General features: G+C 49.6%; 25 protein-coding genes and 1 pseudogene. 10 read left to right on the top strand and 16 right to left on the bottom strand.

Annotated elements, in window-relative coordinates; all coding sequences use genetic code 11:
- Window positions 1-53: 53 nt before the first annotated feature.
- Both GKO28_RS09460 and GKO28_RS09465 read right to left on the bottom strand, forming a co-directional pair.
- Window positions 54-1,691: a methyl-accepting chemotaxis protein gene (locus tag GKO28_RS09460; RefSeq protein ID WP_182076089.1), complete on the bottom strand. Its 1,638-nt coding sequence runs from the start codon at window positions 1,689-1,691 to the stop codon at window positions 54-56.
- Between the two features lie 208 nt (window positions 1,692-1,899).
- Window positions 1,900-2,253: a YkgJ family cysteine cluster protein gene (locus GKO28_RS09465; protein WP_182076090.1), complete on the bottom strand. Its 354-nt coding sequence runs from the start codon at window positions 2,251-2,253 to the stop codon at window positions 1,900-1,902.
- Window positions 2,254-2,590: 337 nt separating this feature from the next.
- On the opposite strand from GKO28_RS09465, the gene rlmF reads away from it, so the two are divergent.
- The 6 genes and pseudogenes from rlmF to GKO28_RS09500 all read left to right on the top strand — a co-directional run bounded on the left by rlmF (window position 2,591) and on the right by GKO28_RS09500 (window position 6,232).
- Window positions 2,591-3,589, top strand: coding sequence for a 23S rRNA (adenine(1618)-N(6))-methyltransferase RlmF (gene rlmF / locus GKO28_RS09470; protein WP_182076091.1), 999 nt, complete (start codon window positions 2,591-2,593; stop codon window positions 3,587-3,589).
- Window positions 3,590-3,783: 194 nt separating this feature from the next.
- Window positions 3,784-4,158, top strand: coding sequence for a hypothetical protein (locus GKO28_RS09475; protein WP_182076092.1), 375 nt, complete (start codon window positions 3,784-3,786; stop codon window positions 4,156-4,158).
- Between the two features lie 94 nt (window positions 4,159-4,252).
- Entirely contained in the window at window positions 4,253-4,540 is a 288-nt protein-coding gene (locus GKO28_RS21400; RefSeq protein WP_203564069.1) for a PepSY domain-containing protein, read from the top strand.
- A gap of 28 nt (window positions 4,541-4,568) precedes the next feature.
- Window positions 4,569-5,592: pseudogene (locus GKO28_RS19725) on the top strand (PepSY-associated TM helix domain-containing protein).
- A 135-nt stretch (window positions 5,593-5,727) separates the two neighbouring features.
- On the top strand, window positions 5,728-6,015 hold the full coding sequence (locus GKO28_RS09495; protein ID WP_203564072.1) for a DUF1269 domain-containing protein: 288 nt from the start codon (window positions 5,728-5,730) through the stop codon (window positions 6,013-6,015).
- Complete coding sequence (locus tag GKO28_RS09500; RefSeq protein WP_203564073.1) at window positions 5,942-6,232, top strand: DUF1269 domain-containing protein; 291 nt, start codon at window positions 5,942-5,944, stop codon at window positions 6,230-6,232. The genes GKO28_RS09495 and GKO28_RS09500 overlap by 74 nt, the downstream gene beginning before the upstream one ends.
- 125 nt (window positions 6,233-6,357) lie before the next feature.
- Here the strand turns inward: GKO28_RS09500 and GKO28_RS21405 are convergent, their stop codons facing one another.
- Window positions 6,358-8,382, bottom strand: a complete 2,025-nt coding sequence (locus GKO28_RS21405; protein WP_182076093.1) for a methyl-accepting chemotaxis protein — start codon at window positions 8,380-8,382, stop codon at window positions 6,358-6,360.
- Entirely contained in the window at window positions 8,294-8,758 is a 465-nt protein-coding gene (locus GKO28_RS09510; protein WP_182076094.1) for an MCP four helix bundle domain-containing protein, read from the bottom strand. Before GKO28_RS09510 ends, GKO28_RS21405 begins: the two co-directional genes overlap by 89 nt.
- Before the next feature lie 194 nt (window positions 8,759-8,952).
- Here GKO28_RS09510 and GKO28_RS09515 point away from each other — a divergent pair, with 194 nt between their 5' ends.
- Window positions 8,953-9,318: a nucleotide pyrophosphohydrolase gene (locus GKO28_RS09515; RefSeq protein ID WP_182076095.1), complete on the top strand. Its 366-nt coding sequence runs from the start codon at window positions 8,953-8,955 to the stop codon at window positions 9,316-9,318.
- Between the two features lie 2 nt (window positions 9,319-9,320).
- On the opposite strand, the gene GKO28_RS09520 is transcribed toward GKO28_RS09515, so the two are convergent.
- From GKO28_RS09520 to GKO28_RS21415, 3 genes are all read right to left on the bottom strand, one after another.
- A complete protein-coding gene (locus GKO28_RS09520) occupies window positions 9,321-9,734 on the bottom strand; it encodes a hypothetical protein (protein ID WP_182076096.1) in 414 nt (137 codons plus the stop codon).
- 360 nt (window positions 9,735-10,094) lie between these two features.
- Window positions 10,095-10,403, bottom strand: coding sequence for a LysR substrate-binding domain-containing protein (locus GKO28_RS21410; protein ID WP_282099266.1), 309 nt, complete (start codon window positions 10,401-10,403; stop codon window positions 10,095-10,097).
- Window positions 10,378-10,986, bottom strand: a complete 609-nt coding sequence (locus GKO28_RS21415; RefSeq protein WP_282099267.1) for a LysR family transcriptional regulator — start codon at window positions 10,984-10,986, stop codon at window positions 10,378-10,380. Before GKO28_RS21415 ends, GKO28_RS21410 begins: the two co-directional genes overlap by 26 nt.
- A gap of 120 nt (window positions 10,987-11,106) precedes the next feature.
- Here GKO28_RS21415 and GKO28_RS09530 point away from each other — a divergent pair, with 120 nt between their 5' ends.
- From GKO28_RS09530 to GKO28_RS09540, 3 genes are all read left to right on the top strand, one after another.
- Window positions 11,107-11,985, top strand: coding sequence for an MBL fold metallo-hydrolase (locus GKO28_RS09530; RefSeq protein WP_182076097.1), 879 nt, complete (start codon window positions 11,107-11,109; stop codon window positions 11,983-11,985).
- On the top strand, window positions 11,979-12,671 hold the full coding sequence (locus GKO28_RS09535; protein ID WP_182076098.1) for a DsbA family protein: 693 nt from the start codon (window positions 11,979-11,981) through the stop codon (window positions 12,669-12,671). Before GKO28_RS09530 ends, GKO28_RS09535 begins: the two co-directional genes overlap by 7 nt.
- Before the next feature lie 117 nt (window positions 12,672-12,788).
- Window positions 12,789-13,193, top strand: coding sequence for a hypothetical protein (locus tag GKO28_RS09540; RefSeq protein WP_182076099.1), 405 nt, complete (start codon window positions 12,789-12,791; stop codon window positions 13,191-13,193).
- Between the two features lie 37 nt (window positions 13,194-13,230).
- On the opposite strand, the gene GKO28_RS09545 is transcribed toward GKO28_RS09540, so the two are convergent.
- The 9 genes from GKO28_RS09545 to GKO28_RS09585 form a co-directional block, all read right to left on the bottom strand.
- On the bottom strand, window positions 13,231-14,529 hold the full coding sequence (locus GKO28_RS09545) for a histidine-type phosphatase (protein WP_182076100.1): 1,299 nt from the start codon (window positions 14,527-14,529) through the stop codon (window positions 13,231-13,233).
- A 56-nt stretch (window positions 14,530-14,585) separates the two neighbouring features.
- Window positions 14,586-14,744, bottom strand: a complete 159-nt coding sequence (locus tag GKO28_RS09550) for a hypothetical protein (protein ID WP_182076101.1) — start codon at window positions 14,742-14,744, stop codon at window positions 14,586-14,588.
- Between the two features lie 151 nt (window positions 14,745-14,895).
- Window positions 14,896-15,174 (bottom strand): nucleotidyltransferase family protein, encoded by a 279-nt coding sequence (locus GKO28_RS09555; protein ID WP_182077447.1) that lies wholly within the window; start codon window positions 15,172-15,174, stop codon window positions 14,896-14,898.
- 38 nt (window positions 15,175-15,212) lie between these two features.
- A complete protein-coding gene (locus GKO28_RS09560) occupies window positions 15,213-15,476 on the bottom strand; it encodes a nucleotidyltransferase substrate binding protein (RefSeq protein WP_182076102.1) in 264 nt (87 codons plus the stop codon).
- Window positions 15,477-15,490: 14 nt separating this feature from the next.
- Window positions 15,491-15,634 carry a hypothetical protein gene (locus tag GKO28_RS09565; RefSeq protein ID WP_182076103.1) on the bottom strand — a complete coding sequence of 48 codons (144 nt, stop codon included), beginning with the start codon at window positions 15,632-15,634 and terminating at the stop codon, window positions 15,491-15,493.
- 2 nt (window positions 15,635-15,636) lie between these two features.
- On the bottom strand, window positions 15,637-16,740 hold the full coding sequence (locus GKO28_RS09570) for a hypothetical protein (RefSeq protein WP_182076104.1): 1,104 nt from the start codon (window positions 16,738-16,740) through the stop codon (window positions 15,637-15,639).
- Between the two features lie 118 nt (window positions 16,741-16,858).
- Window positions 16,859-17,242, bottom strand: a complete 384-nt coding sequence (locus GKO28_RS09575; protein ID WP_182076105.1) for a hypothetical protein — start codon at window positions 17,240-17,242, stop codon at window positions 16,859-16,861.
- Between the two features lie 82 nt (window positions 17,243-17,324).
- Window positions 17,325-18,968 (bottom strand): NAD(P)/FAD-dependent oxidoreductase, encoded by a 1,644-nt coding sequence (locus tag GKO28_RS09580; RefSeq protein WP_182076106.1) that lies wholly within the window; start codon window positions 18,966-18,968, stop codon window positions 17,325-17,327.
- A 146-nt stretch (window positions 18,969-19,114) separates the two neighbouring features.
- Window positions 19,115-19,762: a thiol:disulfide interchange protein DsbA/DsbL gene (locus GKO28_RS09585; protein ID WP_203564074.1), complete on the bottom strand. Its 648-nt coding sequence runs from the start codon at window positions 19,760-19,762 to the stop codon at window positions 19,115-19,117.
- Window positions 19,763-19,815: the final 53 nt, after the last annotated feature.

Below are 19,815 nucleotides of genomic sequence, written 5' to 3' on the forward strand. Positions count from 1 at the left end.
GCCGTGATTCATTTTTGGTGCCAGCGCGGCAGAAAAGCAAACGTCAACAGATCCTAACTGACGCGATAGCGCGCAATTTGATTGCTCAGCGTATCGGCCATGGTGTCGAGTGTTTGAGCCGTTCCCGCAACGTGGACGGTACTTTGGGTGTTTTCATCAATCATTTGGACGATAGATTCCACGCGATTGGCGAGCATTTGGCTGGCCGATGATTGTTCGGCCAGCGCAATATTCACTTCTTCAATCACTTGCGCCACCGATTGTGCGCTGCCACTAATGCTGCTCATGGCTTGGCCGGCATTGTGAGCCACTTGCATGCCGGTTTCCACGCTGCTGACAGACGTTCGCATTTGTTCGGCCATATTTTTCGCACCATGTTGAATCGTGCTAATCATGGCCGAAATTTCTTGTGCTGAACGGCCAGTTTTTTCAGCTAATTTACGCACTTCATCGGCCACCACGGCAAAGCCACGGCCTTGCTCTCCGGCACGCGCCGCTTCGATGGCCGCATTGAGCGCAAGTAGATTGGTTTGGTCGGCGACATCTTTAATTACCATGGTAATGCCAGAAATACGATCCGATGATGCGTCGAGCTCTTCAGCGGTGAAGGCGGCTTGGCGAATCGAATCGGCAATGCGGCCAATGTCGGTGACCATGGCGCTAATGTGCTCGACGCCATTCCTGGCCGCTTGCCCCGATTGCTGTGACATTTGCCGTGCATCGCCGGATAAATTGGCGATATGGCTAATGCTGGTGGAAATTTCTTCTAGCGTAGCGGCCATTGAGACACTTTGATCAGACTGTATTTCAGAGCTGTTTTTGACTTGTGCCGAGGTGCTCGATAATTGCTGCGCGGAACTTTTTAGTTGCGATGATTGCTGTTGTAGCTCACCCAAGGTGGCAGCTAGCGCGCCGAGTAAACGGTTAATGGCCTGCGCCATATCGGCGAGCTCGGTGCCGCCATCGAGCGGCAGGCGGCGAGTTAGATCGCTGTGTTGATCAATTTGCATGATTTCATGCTGCATAAAATGCAGCGGCCGAATAATCGAGCGGCTGATCAATAAAGCGGCGGCAATACCAGCAAGGAGGGCAATTGCGCCCATCAGTAAGAGAGAGTTGCGATTTTGATCGGCTTGTTCAGTGATTTTTGATTGTGCTGCCAGCATGGCTTGATGCGATAAATCATAGCTTTGCTTGACCTTATCACTCAAATCACGAATCGGCTGTTTATGGGGCTCAAGTGCCAGATTGGCTTGTTGCGGCGTGGTGATTTGGCCTGAGCTAATTTGGCTATACACGGTGTTTAATGCGTCTTGATAGCCTTTCACTTGCATCGGCATTTGAGCTGCAATGCTTTTCAGTTCGGGCGAGAGGGGTAATGCGCTGAAAGCACTAATTGCAGTGTTGAGTGCGGTCAGTTGTGTATCCCATTCGGCTTTCAGTTTTTTTACGGCATCAGGGTTTTGCACATCAACGGCAAAAAATAAGTCTTTTTCTCGTTGGCGGGTTCGGGTGACGAGATAGCGAATTTCTTGCGCTTGATCGCCAACGGCCACGTCGGACTGCAAAATTTGTGAACTAGACTGCTGTAAATTATGAATATTCAATACGCTGATGGCAATAATGGCGAGTAAGAGTGCCAGCAATAAACCAAAGCCCAGCATGAGTCGGGTAGAAATTTTAGCAAACATGGTCAAAGCTCCGGGCGAATACTGCGTCAATTTTTTGTTGTGGGCGGAAGGAGTTGAAAGTGAACGCATTGAAACCAATAAAGCGCTGGTAATGACAAGCGCTGCCGCTTTGTTGTAATCGCCGTGGTTGACAATGTTATTGTTTTATAAGGTATCGGCATGGATTTCGCTTCCTAAAGTGCAAGCATAAACAGAGTTTAGTTTTTGACTAAACCAAGACCTGCCGGGTGCTGGCCATATAGTGATGAATTTGTTGCTCAATTTGCGGGGCGATCATGAGTTCAGGTCGACGACCATGCGGACAGGGCAAGGCGGGCGTTGTGCCAAATAAGCGGCAAATTAGTGGCCGCTCTAGATACACACTACAGCCTTTTTCCGCCAGATGGGGGCAAGATAATTCGGCCAACGCCGTCTCTTGCTCAGCCGCGGTTTTGCGTGGCAAACGTGACATTTCTTCGGGTGATGTGGTTACAGGGCCACAACAATCATGGCAACCGACAATACATTCAAAGCTGGGAATTCGTTGACGTAAAAAGCGAATCGTTTGGCTGTTTGGAGTCATTGTTGTGTGAGCCAATGAAAAAAGATCGCCAGTTTACGCCGAGATCATAAAAACGGTTTTAGTCATGGTATGAGCGGTAACTTAGGACGACGTCATTCCGATGGAAGGTCGTTTTTGTGGCGCACCGTTAGGATTTGGTGGCTTTGGGGTTGATACTGTGATGCAAAGTGCTGACTGAGCATGACTCAGTGGCGTGCTTCCGGCCTTGCCTCTGGCCAAAAATAGTCCTAAGGCGGTTGATATAGCCAACGTCAACAGACTTTAGGCTAGATTTGATTCCTGCGAATCGCACTGTGAATGTGCGAGAATGGCAGCACTGATTTAAGGCTAAAAAAATATGCAAGCAAAACCGCGTTCTAAAACTTCTCGCCCTGCCGCGCCCAGCGTGACTAAAGCGCCAGCACAATTGCACCCGCGCAATCCGCATCGTGGTCGCTATGATTTTCCGAGCTTGATTGCGGCTTGCCCAGCACTAGCGCCCTTTGTGGCAGTGAATCCGTATGGTGATGAGTCGATTGATTTTGCCAATCCAGCGGCAGTAAAAATGCTCAATCGTGCTTTATTGGCGGCATTTTATGGCGTACAAAATTGGGATGTGCCGGCAGGTTATTTGTGCCCGCCGATTCCGGGGCGCGCCGATTATATTCACAATTTGGCGGATTTATTGATTGATAGCCATCGTGGCAAAATGCCGGCCGTTGTTCGGGTGCTGGATATTGGTTGCGGTGCCAATTGCGTTTATCCCTTGATTGCGGCCAGTGAATACGGCTGGGAATGCGTCGGCTCAGAAGTCGATGAAGTGGCGCTGGCTAATGCGCAGCAGATTGCGGCGGCCAATCCACAATTGAATATTCAATTACGCCAGCAAAAAATCCCCGGGGCGATGTTTTTAGGCATTATTCAAGACGATGAGTTTTTTGATTTAACCTTATGCAATCCCCCATTTCATGCTTCTTTGGCTGAGGCCAGTGCTGGCTCGCAGCGTAAATGGAAAAACCTCGGCAAAGCACCGCGTACCAGTAAGGCAGCTAGCACCGCAGCGGAAAAACCGCTGCTCAATTTTGGTGGTCAAGGCGGCGAGCTGTGGTGTGAGGGGGGAGAAGAAGCGTTTATTCAGCGCATGATTTCAGAAAGTCGGCAAATTGCTCAGCGTTGCTTGTGGTTTACCAGCTTGGTGTCGAAAGCCAGTAGCTTGCCGTTGTTGTATCGCACTTTAGAAAAAGCCGGTGCCTATGATGTGCGAACGATTGAAATGAGCCAAGGTCAAAAGCAAAGCCGCTTTATTGCTTGGACATTTATACCACCAGCGTCGCATGAGCGTTTTGTGTCGGCTTAACGCGATCTTGGTGATCTCAGCCCAGCGATAGGCTTGGGTGTTGTTTATTGTTACCTATGGGTATATTGCTGCGGCTCTTTTTTATTAAAGGGCACATCAATATACCCATTGTCTATTATGACAATTGAAAATAGCACTTGTGCCGGTTTGCGGCGCTTCGTAGAATCCGGCGGCCTTTTATTCTCAAGTTCTCAATGCTGGCTTCGCGTGGGTTTCGATTAAGCGGTTTGACGTTAGCGCTGTTTGCAGTGCTGGCGATGCTGCTGATGAGTATGGTGCATCGCCCGCCGATGCAGGATTTCGCACGCCCAGCGTTGTGTAGTAGCGTATTTAAAACGAGCGACCTACCTGTTGATTCTGCGCCTGCGGCACCAGTCAGCAATATTTGTAAAATATGCTTATTGGCCGCCAGCGCCAATGCCGCTTGCCCACCAACGGTGGCGATTTTACTGCCATTTGTCGCGTTTTTTGCTGGTGATCTGCCGCGTGTTTTGGCGGCTTTACACGTCGTTTCAGTTGATTTTTTACGCCCGCCAAGTCACGCCCCGCCGTCTGTTCTCTCGATTTAAAAACACACATTGATTTTAAATTTAGGCCGCTAGTGCGGTTGATTGGCCGTGCTCGCCGCACGTCCAATCAACCGCTCGCGGTCGGAGACTTGGTATGTCGAAAACAAAACCCTCACATTTTTATGCGGTAGTTTGGCGCTGGCATTTTTACGCCGGTTTATTGGTGATTCCGGTACTCATGCTGCTGGCGGTGACTGGCGCAATTTATCTGTTTAAACCGCAGCTTGATCCATTGTTATATCCGCAATTATTACGGCTTAGCCCGGCCAAACAAGCGGTGACGGCCGATGCCATGGTGGTGACGCTCACGCACAACTATCCGGCGATGCAGGTAACGAAATACACGCCGGCCGAACAAATCGATCGTAGCGCGCAAATTTAAAATTCAATTGGCCGATGGCGCTGAGCGCTTGGTATTTATTGACCCGTATCGCAATCAAATTTTAGGCGAACAAGATTTTGCTTGGACTTTACAAGGCATTGCGCTGCGTTTGCATGGTGAATTATTGATCGGGCCGTGGGGCGATGCGCTGATTGAGTTGGCCGCCAGTTGGAGTATTTTGCTGGTGCTGTCGGGCTGGTATTTATGGTGGCCGAGCAAGGCGGGGGTGTGTGGGGATTTTTTTACCTCGGCTTGGCGCTGGCAAGCGAGTTTTTTGGCGAGACTTACATGCGGTCGGCGGATTTTGGTGCTCGGGCGTACTGCTGTTTTTGCTGGTCACGGGTTTGCCGTGGACCGGGATTTGGGGTGAAAAATTTGCCGATGTTTGGCAGCGCTACCCCAGTGCCTTGTGGAATCAATTGCCAGAATCGACGCCGCTCACTCGCAGTTTAAATTCAACGGTGGATAAAGCCGTCCCTTGGGCGGTAGAGGCCGCACCCTTGCCGCATAGTGAGCACGCGGCGCATCAGTCGCAGCCATTGGCGACGACGGCATTGTCCTTAACGCAAATCCAAGGCATTGCCGGTAAGCTAAACATGCAAGCAGGTTTATCGATCAGCCCGCCCAAAGATGCCAAGGGCGTTTATACGCTGTCATTAGCGGTGGATGATCCAGTGCAGCAAAGAACGCTGCATTTAGATCAATACAGCGGCAAAGTGTTGGCGGACATTCGATTTGCTGACTATGGCTGGGTGCCCAAGGCGGTTGAATATGGGATTGCGATTCATGAAGGCAAGTATTTTGGCCTGCCGAACCAATTATTAATGCTGTCGGCCTGCGTGTTACTCCTCTTGATCTCACTCAGTGGCGTGGTGATGTGGTTAAAGCGTCGCCCTGTTGGTCAATTGGCTGCGCCCAAAACCCTGCAGAGCCTACTACACTGGAAAACTGGCAGTTTGATCTTGCTGGTGTTGGCTTTGTTATTGCCAATGGTATTTATCAGTGTTTTGCTGGTATTGACACTGGATTTTTTGCTGCTGCGCCGAGCGTAAAAAATACCAAACTAGGCTATTTCATTGGTTTGCGCATGGCTTTATCTTAATGGATTGAAAGTACTGTGCAATAATCAACAAAGTAAACTCTTAGTTTTATTGAAATTTAATTTTAATTTTCTGAAAGGAATTGAGATGAGTTCATTAGTGGTCGTGGGTTATGACAATATGTATAAAGCCGAAGAAGTTCGTTTGGCTTTGCGTAAATTACAAACTGAATATCTGATTGATTTAGAAGACGCCGTCGTCGCCACTAAAGACGCTGCTGGCAAAGTCAAATTGCATCAAAGCGCTAAATCTGACGGCCACAGGCGCAGTCAGCGGTGGTTTTTGGGGCGCTTTGATTGGCATGATTTTTTTAATGCCGATCGTTGGTATGGCGATTGGTGCATCAACCGGCGCTTTATCGGGTGCTTTAACTGATTTAGGGATTGACGATCAGTTTATGAAAGATCTGGCGGCCAATATGCAGCCAGAAAGCTCAACGCTGTTTGTTTTAGTGCGCAGCATGACGCCAGATAAAGTGCTCGAGCAATTGCGCGGCACCGGCGGGACTTTGCTGCAAACTTCCTTATCGCATGAAGATGAAGCCAAACTCCAAGCGGCACTCAGTGCTGCCAAGGTTGATCAAAGCGCCTAATTAGCGCACCGATTAGCCCAAGGCCGATGCGATGCATCGGCTTTTTTATGCGCGCAATTTATATGGCACGCGGTGACGACGTTTGGATTTGGCGCGAACAATATTCCAAGGAGGTAAACCAAACATCAATAGACCTTAGATGCGGATAGCACGGGTCGTGGTGTCAACGGATTAAGTTTAAAGACGCCGACCAATTGCGCCAGTTGATCAGCTTGTTCTTGTAATGCGGTGGCCGCGGCTGCGGCTTGTTCGACGAGGGCAGCATTTTGCTGAGTGACTTCGTCCATGTGGCCAACCGCTTGATTGACCTGACCGATACCGTCACTTTGTTCTTTGGATGCGATGGCGATGTCATGCATCAGGCGTGTGACGTGCTGAATACTGCGCTCGATTTCGGCCATGGTACTGCCTGCGGAGCTGACAATTTGGCTACCACGTTCGACTTCATTGACACTGCCGCTAATGAGTACTTTGATTTCTTTCGCCGCAATCGCCGAGCGTTGTGCCAGATGGCGCACCTCGGTGGCAACGACAGCAAAACCACGCCCTTGTTCGCCGGCTCGGGCGGCTTCTACTGCGGCGTTGAGTGCCAAAATATTGGTTTGAAACGCAATGCCATCAATCACGCTAATAATGTCGACAATTTTGCCGGATGAGGTATTGATCGATGCCATGCTACTGACGATCGATTGCACTAAGCCGCTGCCGGTTTTGGCAATCTGTTCCGCATTTTGTGCCAATTGCCTTGCGGTGATCGCATTGTCGGCATTTTGTTTGACCGTACTGGCAAGCTCTTCACTACTGGATGCGGTTTCTTCTAGGCTGGCTGCCTGTGCTTCAGTACGGCGCGATAAATCTTGATTGCCTTGTGCGATTTCTGTGGCGGCAACGTGAATCGTGTTGCCCGCTTGTTGAATTTCTCCGACCAGTTGCTGCAATTTATACACGGTGGCATTCATGCCTTCTTTGGTTTCGCCAAATAAGCCTGGGTAGTCTGTACGAATCGTTTGGCTTAAATCACCCTGCGCTAGCGCGCTGGCGACGTGCATGACATCACGCAAACCCATTTCGGTGACTGCAGACAGGCGATTGAGCAACTGGGCGATGCGAGCGCTAAAGCCGGTTTTATCTTCAACATCGAGCCGTAAACTAAAATTGCCTTGCTCGGCAGCAGCAGTCACCATGCTTTCAATCTCGGCAACGATATTACTCAGCGCAAATACCGTGTGATTTACGCCGTCTTTGGCTTTGCCAAATAAGCCTGGATATTCCTTTTGGATCGTTTGACTTAAATCGCCAATCGACAGCGCATTGGCGACGCGTAAAATATCGTTAAAACCAATGTCGCAGGTATTCATTAAGCGATTTAAATCTTCAATCATGGCCTTAAATTTAAATTGATAGCGCTGGGCATCGCCACGCACGGCAAAGTCGCCGGCAGCGCCGGCCTCGACCAAGGTTTTAATTTCATTACTGATATTGAGTAAAGCTTGTTTGACTTGATCGATCGCTTGGGTAATTTGCGCTTGATCGCCATTTAAACGCGGCATCGCCACTTCAAAATTACCTTGGGCATATTGCGTAATCACTTGTACGGTTTGCTCGGTGACCAGAATATGTGAATGCACCAGCTGATTGGTTTCTTGCGCCATCTCGCCAAATGTACCGGGAAATACCGTCGGATCCATACGGTGGCTAGTCCAGCCGGCGCGGTGTTGTTTTGCCATTTCGGTTTGTGAATGGACAAACCCTTGAATGGTTAATTGCATATTTTGCATCGATTGCAACAAGCGTCCGGTCTCGTCTTGTGAATGAATCACAATGGTATTATCCAGCTGACCTTGAGCGATATTTTCGGCAATCCCTACCGCACGAGAAAGTGGGATTGAAATCGCCCGAATTAGTAAAAAGCACGATACAGCGGCCAAGCATAAGCCAAATAAAATTAAGCCGGTCGTAAGTATTTTGACCTGCTGGTAACTGGTTTGCGCTTGCAAGTATTCGGCCTTGGCAACGTCAAGCTGTAGATTCATGAGTTCGCCAATGATTTCGCCAACAGGATCAATCGCTGGATATAAAATGCCGATCAGCTCGGTGAGTTGGCCTTGGATCGGGCCTTGCTGTTGGGCTAAAAATTGCTTTAAAAGCATAAATTTTTTGATTGGCAGCAGCAAAGCGCTGCTCGGCCGTTTGCGCTAAACGCGATTCGTCAGCGGTAAGGCTGGTCGCCTTATAGGCCAGCCATTGTTGATCGATCATTTGCTGCGCAGCTGCGACTTGTTGGGCGGTATTTTCTGCGCTGACCAGCCCAACTTGCGCTTTATTGGCGGCATCAATGATATTGACGGCGTAAGCGTCGGCAATGATTTTGAGCTGTTTGAGTGGCACCACCCGGTCTTCATAGACGGTTTTAAGCGACTGATTGACCTGTTGCAGGTTGTACAGACCCATACCGCCTAAGGTCATGAGCATTAAAGACAAGAATAAGACGGTATAAATTAACCGTTGTTGGATTGAAATTTGCATTGGTTTGCTCCGCGACAGTGAATCGCAGCAAGGATGAGGTGGTATTACCGATGAAGCCTATGTGGTTATTCTTGGAGAGTTCTATTGAATGTCAAGTAAATACGCTTGAGTCAACGGCTGTGCGTTTTTATAAGCTATTGATGATATTGGTGTTTTTTATGCTAGTGCGTGTGAATCGCACAAATGGAGAGTAAATGGGGCAGATCAAGCAGGGTGATTCATTGCAGCAGTTGACTGAACAAGTGAATCAATTTGCGCTCGAGCGCGATTGGCGGCAGTTTCATAGCCCTAAGAATTTAACCATGGCGCTATCGGTTGAAGCCGCCGAATTACTGGAGATTTTTCAATGGGAAGAATCGAGCACAACCACGCTATTAAATGCCACACAGCGCCAAGCGTGTGAGCATGAAGTGGCGGATATTTTGTTGTATTTACTGCAATTTTGCCAAGTAACTCAAATTGATTTAATTGCTGCCGCCCAAGCCAAATTGCAGCTCAATGCCGAAAAATACCCCGTCGCTTTAGCGAAGGGGCGCTCGGCGCGATCAACTGATTTGTAAATTTAACTGTGGAAATCGTCGTTCACGCTGTGCACTGGGAGCTCGCTCCAGCGTTGCAATTGTCGTGGCTCGGCGATTTTTAGCGTGGTTTGGGATGTCAGCCAGTCGGTCAAACCTTCGCGCATGAAGTTGAGTTCTTCAATACTAAAGCCATATAAATCGCGCAATAGTGCGCCGTGTTGAATATTGATTTCGCCGTCAAAAATAGTCGCGGTGGCAAGGTAATATTCATCGTGGATGAGGGCTACCCAATACACTCGATCTTGCGCTTCAAGTAGCGCCAAAGTGCCTTTGGGCATGGCGGCAAGCTCTTGCGCTGCCAATTGGCCAACGGCGTGCAGCCATTGCCAGCTTTGCTCAGTTAAATCATCCACGCCATACGCGGGAATGTCGGTATTGATGTTGGGTGTGAGCACGATAATTCCATTTCTTATGGGTATATTAATGCAGGCCATTTAAAAAGCTGCATGCATTAATATACCTTGATGAGTTGTGATTCAAATTCTGCATTGATACCGCGCCAATGGCTGGCGCGAGAGCAGTGCATTCTAATTATGCCTGAGTGATGGATCTCTGCGGGCTAACGGTAGTGATTCTTACAAAGTTGGGGTATGCCCGGTTGTTAGCGGCTTAAATCCAGATTTAAGCGCCTGTTGCTCGTTGTTTGGCTCGCCGCGTTGCTGCGGATTTTGGCCTGAGGTAGGACGCAAATCACTGAGTCATTCCACGTCGGCGCTTTGTAACGCAGCAGATTAAACGTCTACAGCGCCTAATGTTCACCACGGCGCCGGATTAAAGCGCGCAACCAAAAAATCGAGCAAGGCACGCACGGCAGGGGATAAATGCCGCCGTGATGGATACAGCGCATAAATCGTCATCGTCGGGGCTTGCCAGTCGGGCAAGACGATGTGTAAATCGCCACTGGTCAGCAAGGGATTGACCAAATAACTCGGCTGCAAGGCAATCCCGCTGCCGGCCAAGGCCGCATGCAGTAAAACGGTGGCTTCATTGGCACTAAAGCGGCTACGAACGGCGACGGTGCGCTGCTCTTGGCCACGGTTAAAATTGCCAAATGCTTTTGCCAAAATTAGCGTAGCTTAAACAATCATGCAGGGTAAGTGCCTCTGGGTCATTGGGAATACCGTTTTGCGCTAGATACCTAGGCGAGGCCACCAGTACTGATTCACACGCCGCCAAAGGGCGTGCAATCAATAAAGCATCGGGCTCAAGGCTAATGCGAATCGCTAAATCAATTCGGGATTCAACTAAATTCACCGCCATATCGTTGACGTTTAAATCGATTTTTAGCGCCGGATGCTGCGCTAAAAAGTCGCCAATTGCCGCTGCTAAATGCGCATGGCCAAACGACATGCTGCACGTTAAGCGTAATTGCCCGCGCAGCTCGCCAGCATGTTGTGTGCTTTCTTCTTCAATATCTTGCATCAACGCCAACATTTGCTGGCTGCGCCGCAGGCAGTTTTCGCCAGCATCAGTGAGGGTCACGCTACGCGTTGTTCTTTGCAGTAGCCGCGCGCCCAGCCATTGCTCTAGCTCGGCGATATAGCGCGTTACCATCGCCCGCGACATGTCGAGCTGATCGGCCGTGGCGCTAAAACTGCCGGTGCTGGCGACGCTGCTAAACACCTGCATGGCTTTTAGTCTATCCATCGTCGACTTCCTTTATTTGATCGAATTTTGCAACAATCATGACCATGATAGCGCATTTATCTGGCTGTTTAACGCAACTACACTGGCTTCAGTTCAATCAAACCACCCAAGGAAGACATCATGTTGCGTACCACATTACTCGCCAGCACTTTAGCTTTAAGCTTTAACGTCGCTCAAGCCCAAGATAGCGTCAAAGCGCCGTTGCAACTCAAAGTTTACAACGCCGACGCCACCAGCTTTCATGTCAATTCGGTGTTGATTAGCGGAGAAAAAGAGGCCGTATTGATCGACAGTGGTTTTACGCGTGCCGATGCTTTGCGCATTGGGGCCAATGTGCTCGACAGTGGCAAGCAATTAACCACGATTTTGATTAGCCAAGCTGATCCTGATTATTATTATTTTGGCGTTGAAGTGTTAAAAAATATGTTCCCGCAAGCGCAAGTCGTGGCGACGCCAGCAGTTCTGGCCAAAATCAGCAGCAAACTAGCCGGGAAAGTCGCATTTTGGGGACCAAAAATGGGCGCCAATGCGCCGAAAAACCCAGTTTTGCCACAGCCTTTGCAAGGCAATACTTTAATGCTTGAAGGGGAAACCATTGAAATTCGTGGCAATACCGGCATCTTGGCGCACCGCCCATATGTGTGGATTCCATCGATTAAAACCATTGCTGGCAATATTGGCGTATTTGGCGGACTACACGTTTGGACTGCCGACACCCAAACCGCTGCCGAGCGTAGTGCATGGCAGGCACAGCTCAATGAAATGGCGGCATTGCAAGCGGTAACGGTGATTCCGGGGCATATGCAAGCGGGTAGTTTGCTCGATGCCAGCCAGATTAAATATACCCAACAGTATTTGCAGCGCTTTGAAACCAATGCGGCCAGTGCCAAAAATAGCGGCGAGCTGATTCGCAGTATGCAAAGCGCTTACCCGCAAGCCGGTATGGGCATGGCGCTAGAGATTGGTGCCAAAGTGAATCAAGGCGAAATGAAATGGTAAAACGTTTAGATTATTATTTTGATCCACTGTGCGGCTGGTGCTACGCCGCAGCGCCTTTATTGCAGGCGCTGGCAGAACAATGTCCTGAGATTCAAATCGTGCTCCACGCTGGCGGCATGATGAGTGGCGAGCGCCGTCAGTACGTGACAGCGGCATTGCGCGATTATGTGATGCCGCACGATCAGCGCATCGCTGCTTTAAGCGGGCAAGTTTTTTCGCCAGCGTATTTCGACGGTTTGCTGCGTAATCCGCAAGCGGTGTTTGATTCCACACCGCCGACCTTGGCGATTTTTGCCGCTGCAGCGCTAGGAGGATCGGGCTTGCAAATGCTAAAAAAAATCCAGCAAGCGCATTATCAGCAAGGGCGGCAAATTGCGGATTTCGCGGTATTGTTGGATCTGGCGGCGGAACTCGGTTTCACTCGCGCAGCATTTGAGCAAGCGATGCAGCATGAAGCCACAACGATCGCCGCGCATTTTGCCCAAAGCCAGCAAGACATGGCGCAGTACGATTTACGTGGTTTTCCATCTTTGCGTTTTGCGGAAGGGGCCGCCATTAATTTAGGTCCATTTTTAGGTCAACCCGATGCTTTTGTGGCTTGGATTCAGCAGCAAACGCCTGTCTCTTTGCCCACAGATGGCGCTGCGTTTTGTAGTCCGCAAGGTTGTGAATCAACAAGGCTTTAGGGCGATGTTTGGATTGAATGCTGTGCTGTAGGCATTTAAATCGCAGATTGCGGTGGGGTGATGACCGCGATCTGCCGCCTTCTGTTATCCTCGATTTTTTTGTCGGTTGAGGATGAAATGCCATTTCCTTTGCAAGATCAGGAGGCGCAATTGACGCCAGTTGAAGAATTACGCCAGCAAATCGCCGAAATTAAAACCGCACAGGCCGCGCTCGATCGCAATGGCACTCAATACATTGTGATGATGGGCGATGTGGCTTTTAAGTTTGTAATGCAAGAAAAAACTGCCACGCAAGCCAGCGCCGTTGCCGCGCAATGGGCCACGCGCTTTACTGAGAGCGACGCCAAAATGATTGCGCGGGCGATTAAAAACGCCAAGGGCGAAACCGCACAAGCCATGCCTTTAGCTGCGGCGCTCAATATGTCCTTAGCGAAAAAAAATCTGAGTTTACAGCGGCTAGAGCAAGCCATCAGCGTGATTCAATGGCTGCCAGCAGTGCGTCGCGATTCAGCGAGCGAATAATCCTTAATCTTATGACTTCGTCTACCGCCATGCCGGCTTATGGCTGATATTGGCAGGCTTTGACTTGCCGGCTGCGGCTCAATTTGGCAAAACGGCTTGGGGTGCAGGCCGCACCCGTGCATTGCGGCAGAGTGAGCTCAATGATGCCCGGCTGTTCGCCGTGCAGGCTCAGCGGCGTCATGGCGCGCATTTGTGGCAAGGTTTGATAAACCAATTTGATTTTGATTTGCTCTCGTTGGCTGCGCGGATGTTGCCAGCGCTCGAAAATCATCGCTAACCCTGGCGCGGTGTTGTCGGGTTGCTCGGTGAGCTGCCAATTGAGGCCGAGCGCACCGGCGACATTGGCAATATTGGTGTCATGGCCAATTAGCCAAACCATCTTGGCGCTCGCTGCTTGCTGGGCCAAAGTGCCCCCGTTGGCGGGGGCGCGATCTTGCAGCGCATCGCTAATGACCTGCAATAAGGGCGTGGCATTGGCGCTGGCAATAAGTGGGGTTTTTTGGGTCAGCGCAAAATTGCCATTATGCGCAGTAAAGAGTTGCTGCCACTGCGCGGGCTGCGCAATGCGTCCCCAGCCGACCTGTGAATCAGGCATTCCCTCGGCGTATTGCAATAAAAAAATCTCGCTTAATGTGGAAGCTAAACCCAGTGCGCCCTTAAAATGCGCACCGTGGTGATCGACATGCAAACGGCTGGGCAACAATTGTGGCAGGCGGCAATCGCCTTGCTGCTGGGCCGAGCACAGCGGCGCGGCGTTCAAATTGAGCGTTGTCGCCAGTTGCTGATACGCGCTGGCAAACTGCTGATCGACCGGCTCAGTGCCCAGTTGCTGCTGAATCGAGCGGCGTACTGCCTTGGGGTTGAGCTGACAAATGCCCATTTTGAGCGGATGAAATAGCGGGTCAACTTGGCTGGCGTCCGCTTGGCTTTGCAGCGCGACGCCGCAATTGGGCGCAACGGCGTCGATGAACGCTTGACCGGTGGCGCGGGTTCTTTGCTCGCTATCGGCCCAAACCAGCATGCGGCCAGTTTCTGGGCAGCCTTGAGCGGGTAACAGTCCATTTTTTTGCCATGCGGTTTGATAATAGTGGCCAAGCAGCTGGAGTAATTGTCCTCCTCGTGGCGTGAGCTCTCCCAGTGCCACTGGCCACGCAGGCCAGCGATCGGGCGTCACTTGCTGCATCAGTGCTGTGTCTTTGGTGGGAGAACGAACCCCATGCCGATTGAGAATCACTACTTTGCTGATTTGCCACTCGTCGTCGGTGCTGGGCTGGGCGGTCCAGCCATTACTACTGGCGACAAGCAAAACACTGAGTACATGAGTAAGGATGCGCATGGCTGGTCTGTCGTCGTGGAGGGGTGGCTTGATTATAGTGAGTCGTGCTTGTGATGTTACGCAATTGATTTGTTGGCTAAGCGCTGCGTGCCTTGCCTTAGGCTAAAATCCACACTAACGCGGTTGGCAAACCCAACGTCAACCGAGCCTAGGCTTGAATCGGCAGCAAAAAAATGGGCAGGATATACCTGCCCATTGTATTTTTCTGTAGCCATTTTTAATCAATGGCGATATGGATATACCCTTATTTCAACATATCCAGCGCCAATGCTTCCGCCACTTTAATCCCATCCACCCCAGCCGATAAAATCCCTCCAGCGTAGCCTGCGCCTTCGCCTGCGGGGTAGAGACCGCGCTAGGCATGATTTAGTGTTGCTGTGGTGTTTGGATCAATCGATGAGTTGCACTAATTTCAGTTTGAAACTGGCTAGGCAGTTTGGCCCAATCGTGTATTTGCACCACATAAGGAATCGGGCTATCGGATAACGCTTGTTTTAGTGCGGATAAATCCGTGGCTTGCTGCTGACTTGCTGGGTGGCGAACAACCAAATCAATATCACTGGCATCCCAGTGCGTGCCTTTAACACGGCTACCAAATGCCCAGACCTCGGCTTGCGGCAGATAGAGTTGTAACAGCCGACACAGTGTCGCTCAGTGTTGCGATGGTAAGAATAACTGATCTTTCATTGCGGCAAGACCTTGAGTCGTCGCAGCAATGTTTGTGCATCTAAATGAAACTGCACAATGATGGTCAAAACGTGCTCTGCCAATTGTTCGCCATCATCATGTGCGGTTTGATTGCGGCTATCGCGATAAGTAAACCAGCGCTCGACTTCATCGACTGTCAGCAGCCCATATTGCGCTGCAGTACGCAAAACATCTTCGTAATTGAGCGTGGCAATTTTTCGCGGATCGCTGACAAACTCCAGCAAGGATTTGCGTAGCAAGTTGCCGCTGGTTTCTAGACAAAGCTCGAAGCCCCTTTAATCACCGCATTGCGAAAAACCTCGTATTGCACGCTGCCCAGTTCGCTGTCGTGCAGATATTGCAGTGACTGGTCCAGCGTTTGAATACGGCGTTCAAGGTGATCAAAATTTAGGGACATAACTAAGCCTTATTTTTAGTGTTCGCCCAGCTATAGCGTACTGGATCTGTTTTCAGTAGATGCGTTCGTAAAGCTTCTTTTTGTATTTTGTCAGCCCGCTTGAATATTTGTTTCAACTCTTCATCGACTGATTTTTCAGTATATCCACGCTCTACCGCTTTGGCGTACCACGACTGGCCGAGATCATAGTTCCCTATTTCCATATTGACTGCGCCCAGTAAAGTACATGGGCGGAAATTGTGAGGGGTGAGCTGATGAGCTTTGTCGCCCAAGGTGAGCGCCTCAGTCTGTAATCGCAAATCGCGCTTTACGCCGCCGTGGGTGGTGCAGAATGCCGATTTAAGTTTGGTATCTTTTTTCGTATCGATATCAATAGTGCTTAAAAGTGTATTTGCTGCGCGAGATTGATCTGATTTCCGATAATGCGCACTGGCATTCACCGCTGACCATGGATCTTTAGTGGTACTAAATTCATCGTGATGGAACTTAGCTTCTATACGGTGATAGGCTTTGCGTAATTCAAATGTGAAATATTGTTTAGCCGTTGTTTCAAGCCACACGATATCTTCATCGGTAAGTCGCGTATCTGCATCGACCTTATTCAGGATGTCGATGAGTTTCTTGAAGTAATCCTTTTCAATAAAACCCGAAATGCCATATTTATTTTTAAGTTTTTCTTGTTTGGCTTTGGCAATGTTGATTGGATCATTGTCGTGCCTTATTTTTTCTGCAAGAATGCGATCATGCTCAATTCTCATTAAGACAGCTCGCTGCTCTTGCTGTAATTTTAATTCAATATATACGTTTTCACGTTCAATTCTAATGCGCTCGCGCTCAGTAATTGTATCTATTGTTCGCTTATCTTGTTCAAGTAAAGATTGAGTAGTGAAATCCTCAAAATTTATTTCGCGGGATGCAAATTTTTGCAATGCAAAAAACTCATTTATTATTAAATAATTAGCGTCGTCTGCATTAAATGATAGATTTTCTGATTCTAATTTTCTCAAAATACTATGTAAGCGAGTGCCAAATATTTTATTTTCGTCAAGGTCAGAAAACCCATATTTCGAAATTAACTTGCTATATGTCTGTTTTTCTTCCGCCAACCGCTGAACACGCTGCTGTTCTTTTAGGCGATCCGTAGCGACTCTTAGCTCGATGGCTCTTTTCTCGATAGCGCGTTTTATCTCATTGGCTTTTCTTTCTTCTGCACGTCTTAGTTCATCAGCTTTGTAGTTTTTCGCTGTGTTGTCTTGCTAATTTTTTGCGCTGTAATACGTCTATTTCACATTGGAGTACTTTGTGTTCTTCTATAAAACGTTCGGCCAAAGCCTGTTTTTTATTACTAGTTCTGTTTGAAATTGCAATTGTAAATTCGTCGTTGTTTATTTTTCCAAAAGAAAAATCAGCAATTGCAAGTAGATCATATCGATTTAGATATGGTTCATCCAGTGGATTAAGCTTTCCTTCGTTTTCTAAACGCAGAATAATGCGTGCCAACTGGCCCCCTTCGGGGATTTCAGTAAGATCTGCTACACAGAATTTCTGGGTGAGCTTTAGGTGTTGATGGGCAGCTAGCGTATGTTCAGAATTTAGCTTTTCTTGCATATAAACCTAGAATAATTCAAAGATCTAAATAGGCAGTATGGCCTTGTAGTCATTATTATATAATGCCTACAAGGCCATACCCTTATTTCAAAATATCCAGCGCCAATGCTTCCGCTACTTTAATCCCATCCACCCCAGCCGATAAAATCCCACCGGCGTAGCCTGCGCCTTCGCCTGCGGGGTAGAGACCGCGCACGTTGAGCGATTGGCAATCGTCACCACGGGTGATACGCAGTGGTGAGGAGGTGCGGGTTTCAACGCCAGTCAGCACCGCATCGTGCATATCGTAGCCACGGATTTTTTTGCCGAAGGCGGGGAGTGCTTCGCGCATGGCAGTAATGGCGTAATCGGGCAGCGCTGCGGCCAGATCAGTCCAGTTCACGCCGGGTTTATACGATGGCTCGACTGCGCCGACGCTGTTTGAGGCGCGGCCAGCGAGGAAATCGCCGACCAGTTGCGCTGGCGCGTTGTAGTTCTCACCACCCAGAACATAGGCTTGGCTTTCGAGCTGGCGTTGAAATTCAATCCCCGCCATTGCGCCGCCGGGGTAGTCACTTGGATTGATGCTGACCACCATGCCGGAATTGGCATTGCGCTCGTTACGCGAATATTGGCTCATGCCATTGGTGACGACGCGGCCAACTTCAGAAGTTGCGGCAACAACGGTGCCACCCGGGCACATACAGAAGCTATACACTGCGCGGCCATTGGCGGCGTGGTGCACCAGTTTGTAATCGGCGGCGCCGAGCACGGGGTGACCGGCATATTTGCCCCAGCGTGCTTGGTCGATCAAAGATTGCGGGTGTTCGATTCGAAAGCCGACCGAGAATGGCTTGGCTTCCATAAAGACGCCGCGATGGTGCATCATTTCAAAACTATCGCGCGCACTGTGGCCCAGCGCGATGACCACGTGCTCGCTGAGAATTTCATTACTTGGTTGGCCTTCGACGCCGATTTCGGTGACGCGAACCCCGCGGATTTGCTTATTGCCATCGGGGGTGTCTTCAAGGATGAGGTCGTCAACACGCTGCTGAAAGCGAATCTCGCCACCGAGTGATTCAATCTCGGCGCGCATTTTTTCGACCATGCCAACCAGTTTAAAGGTACCAATATGCGGCTTGGCAATATATAAAATCTCATCCGGGGCACCGGCTTTAACAAATTCATTGAGTACTTTGCGACCGAGATGGCGCGGATCTTTAATTTGGCTGTAGAGCTTACCGTCAGAAAACGTGCCAGCGCCGCCTTCACCAAATTGCACATTCGACTCCGGATTGAGCGTACTTTTGCGCCACAGGCCCCATGTGTCTTGCGTGCGCTCACGTACCTTTTTACCGCGCTCGAGCACAATCGGTTTAAAGCCCATTTGCGCCAAAATCAGCGCCGCAAAAATCCCACATGGGCCAAAACCCACAACGATAGGGCGCTGCGCGCTGTTTGTGAAGGTGGCAGGTGCTTGGCCAACAAAGTGGTAGCGCGTGTCTGGCGTTGCTAGCACGTGCACATTGTTTTTAAATTGCGCCAGCAGTTTGCTTTCTAGTGCGCCGACGTCCAAATCGATGATATAGGCCAGTAGCATATGGCCTTTCCGCGCGTCAAAGCTGCGTTTAAACACGCTAAAGTGATTGATGTCGGCTTCGGCAATGCTCAAATAAGCGGCGATAGCGGTTTTGAGTTCGGCTTCAGTATGGTCCAGCGGCAGTTTGAGTTCGGTAATGCGGAGCATGTTGTCCTTCCGGGTTGAGGTTTATTCAACAGAGTATTGATTGCTAGCCCAAGGTAGATAAAGGCTAGCTGGATATACGTTGATTCAATAAAAAATACGCCACGCTACTTCTTGGCAGCGTGGCGTATTTTATCAGGATTAAAGGCTTATTTCTTTTTTGGTGCTTTACGATCTTTGGCGATCAGCTCATCGACCATTTTGGTAATGGTCGCATCTTCCGCGCCGACCATCGCTGGGCTAGTTACCCATTTGCCGTTAACCACAAACATCGGTACGCCATCCACTTGATAGTCTTGCGTGATTTTGGTGAGGTTTTTCAACTGCATTTGCGTTGAGAAGCCATTGTAATTGGCTTTAAATTTGGCAACATCAATACCTTGTTTTTTAACCCATTCTAGCAATTTGGCTTCGTTGCGTAATTCGATACGGTCTGTTTGCACGGCCTTCATTACGGCTTGCTGGTATTTAGCATCTAAACCCATGCCTTGTAATGCGAGGAAGATCTTGGCGTGGCCTTCCATATCATTGCGGCCATCCCACATCACGTGCACCCGGCGCAAATTAACGTCTTTTGGCAGTTTTGCTGCCCAAGCATCCACATAAGGTTCGATGGCAAAGCAGTGTGGGCAGCCATACCAGAAGAACTCGATCACTTCGGCCTTGCCCGGTACTGCAACGGGCATCGGTTTGGCCATGGCTTTGTAATCTTTACCTTCGGTAAAAGCAAAAGCCGCGGTGGCGCTCATTAATGACGCGGCGACGACGATGGTTTTAATCCAGTGCTTTAACATCATTTTTCCTTAGACAAGAGAGGGTATGGGAGATTGAGGCTTCACGCTGGGACTGG

It is taken from the genome of Deefgea sp. CFH1-16, assembly GCF_016881365.1.
Classification (GTDB): domain Bacteria; phylum Pseudomonadota; class Gammaproteobacteria; order Burkholderiales; family Chitinibacteraceae; genus Deefgea.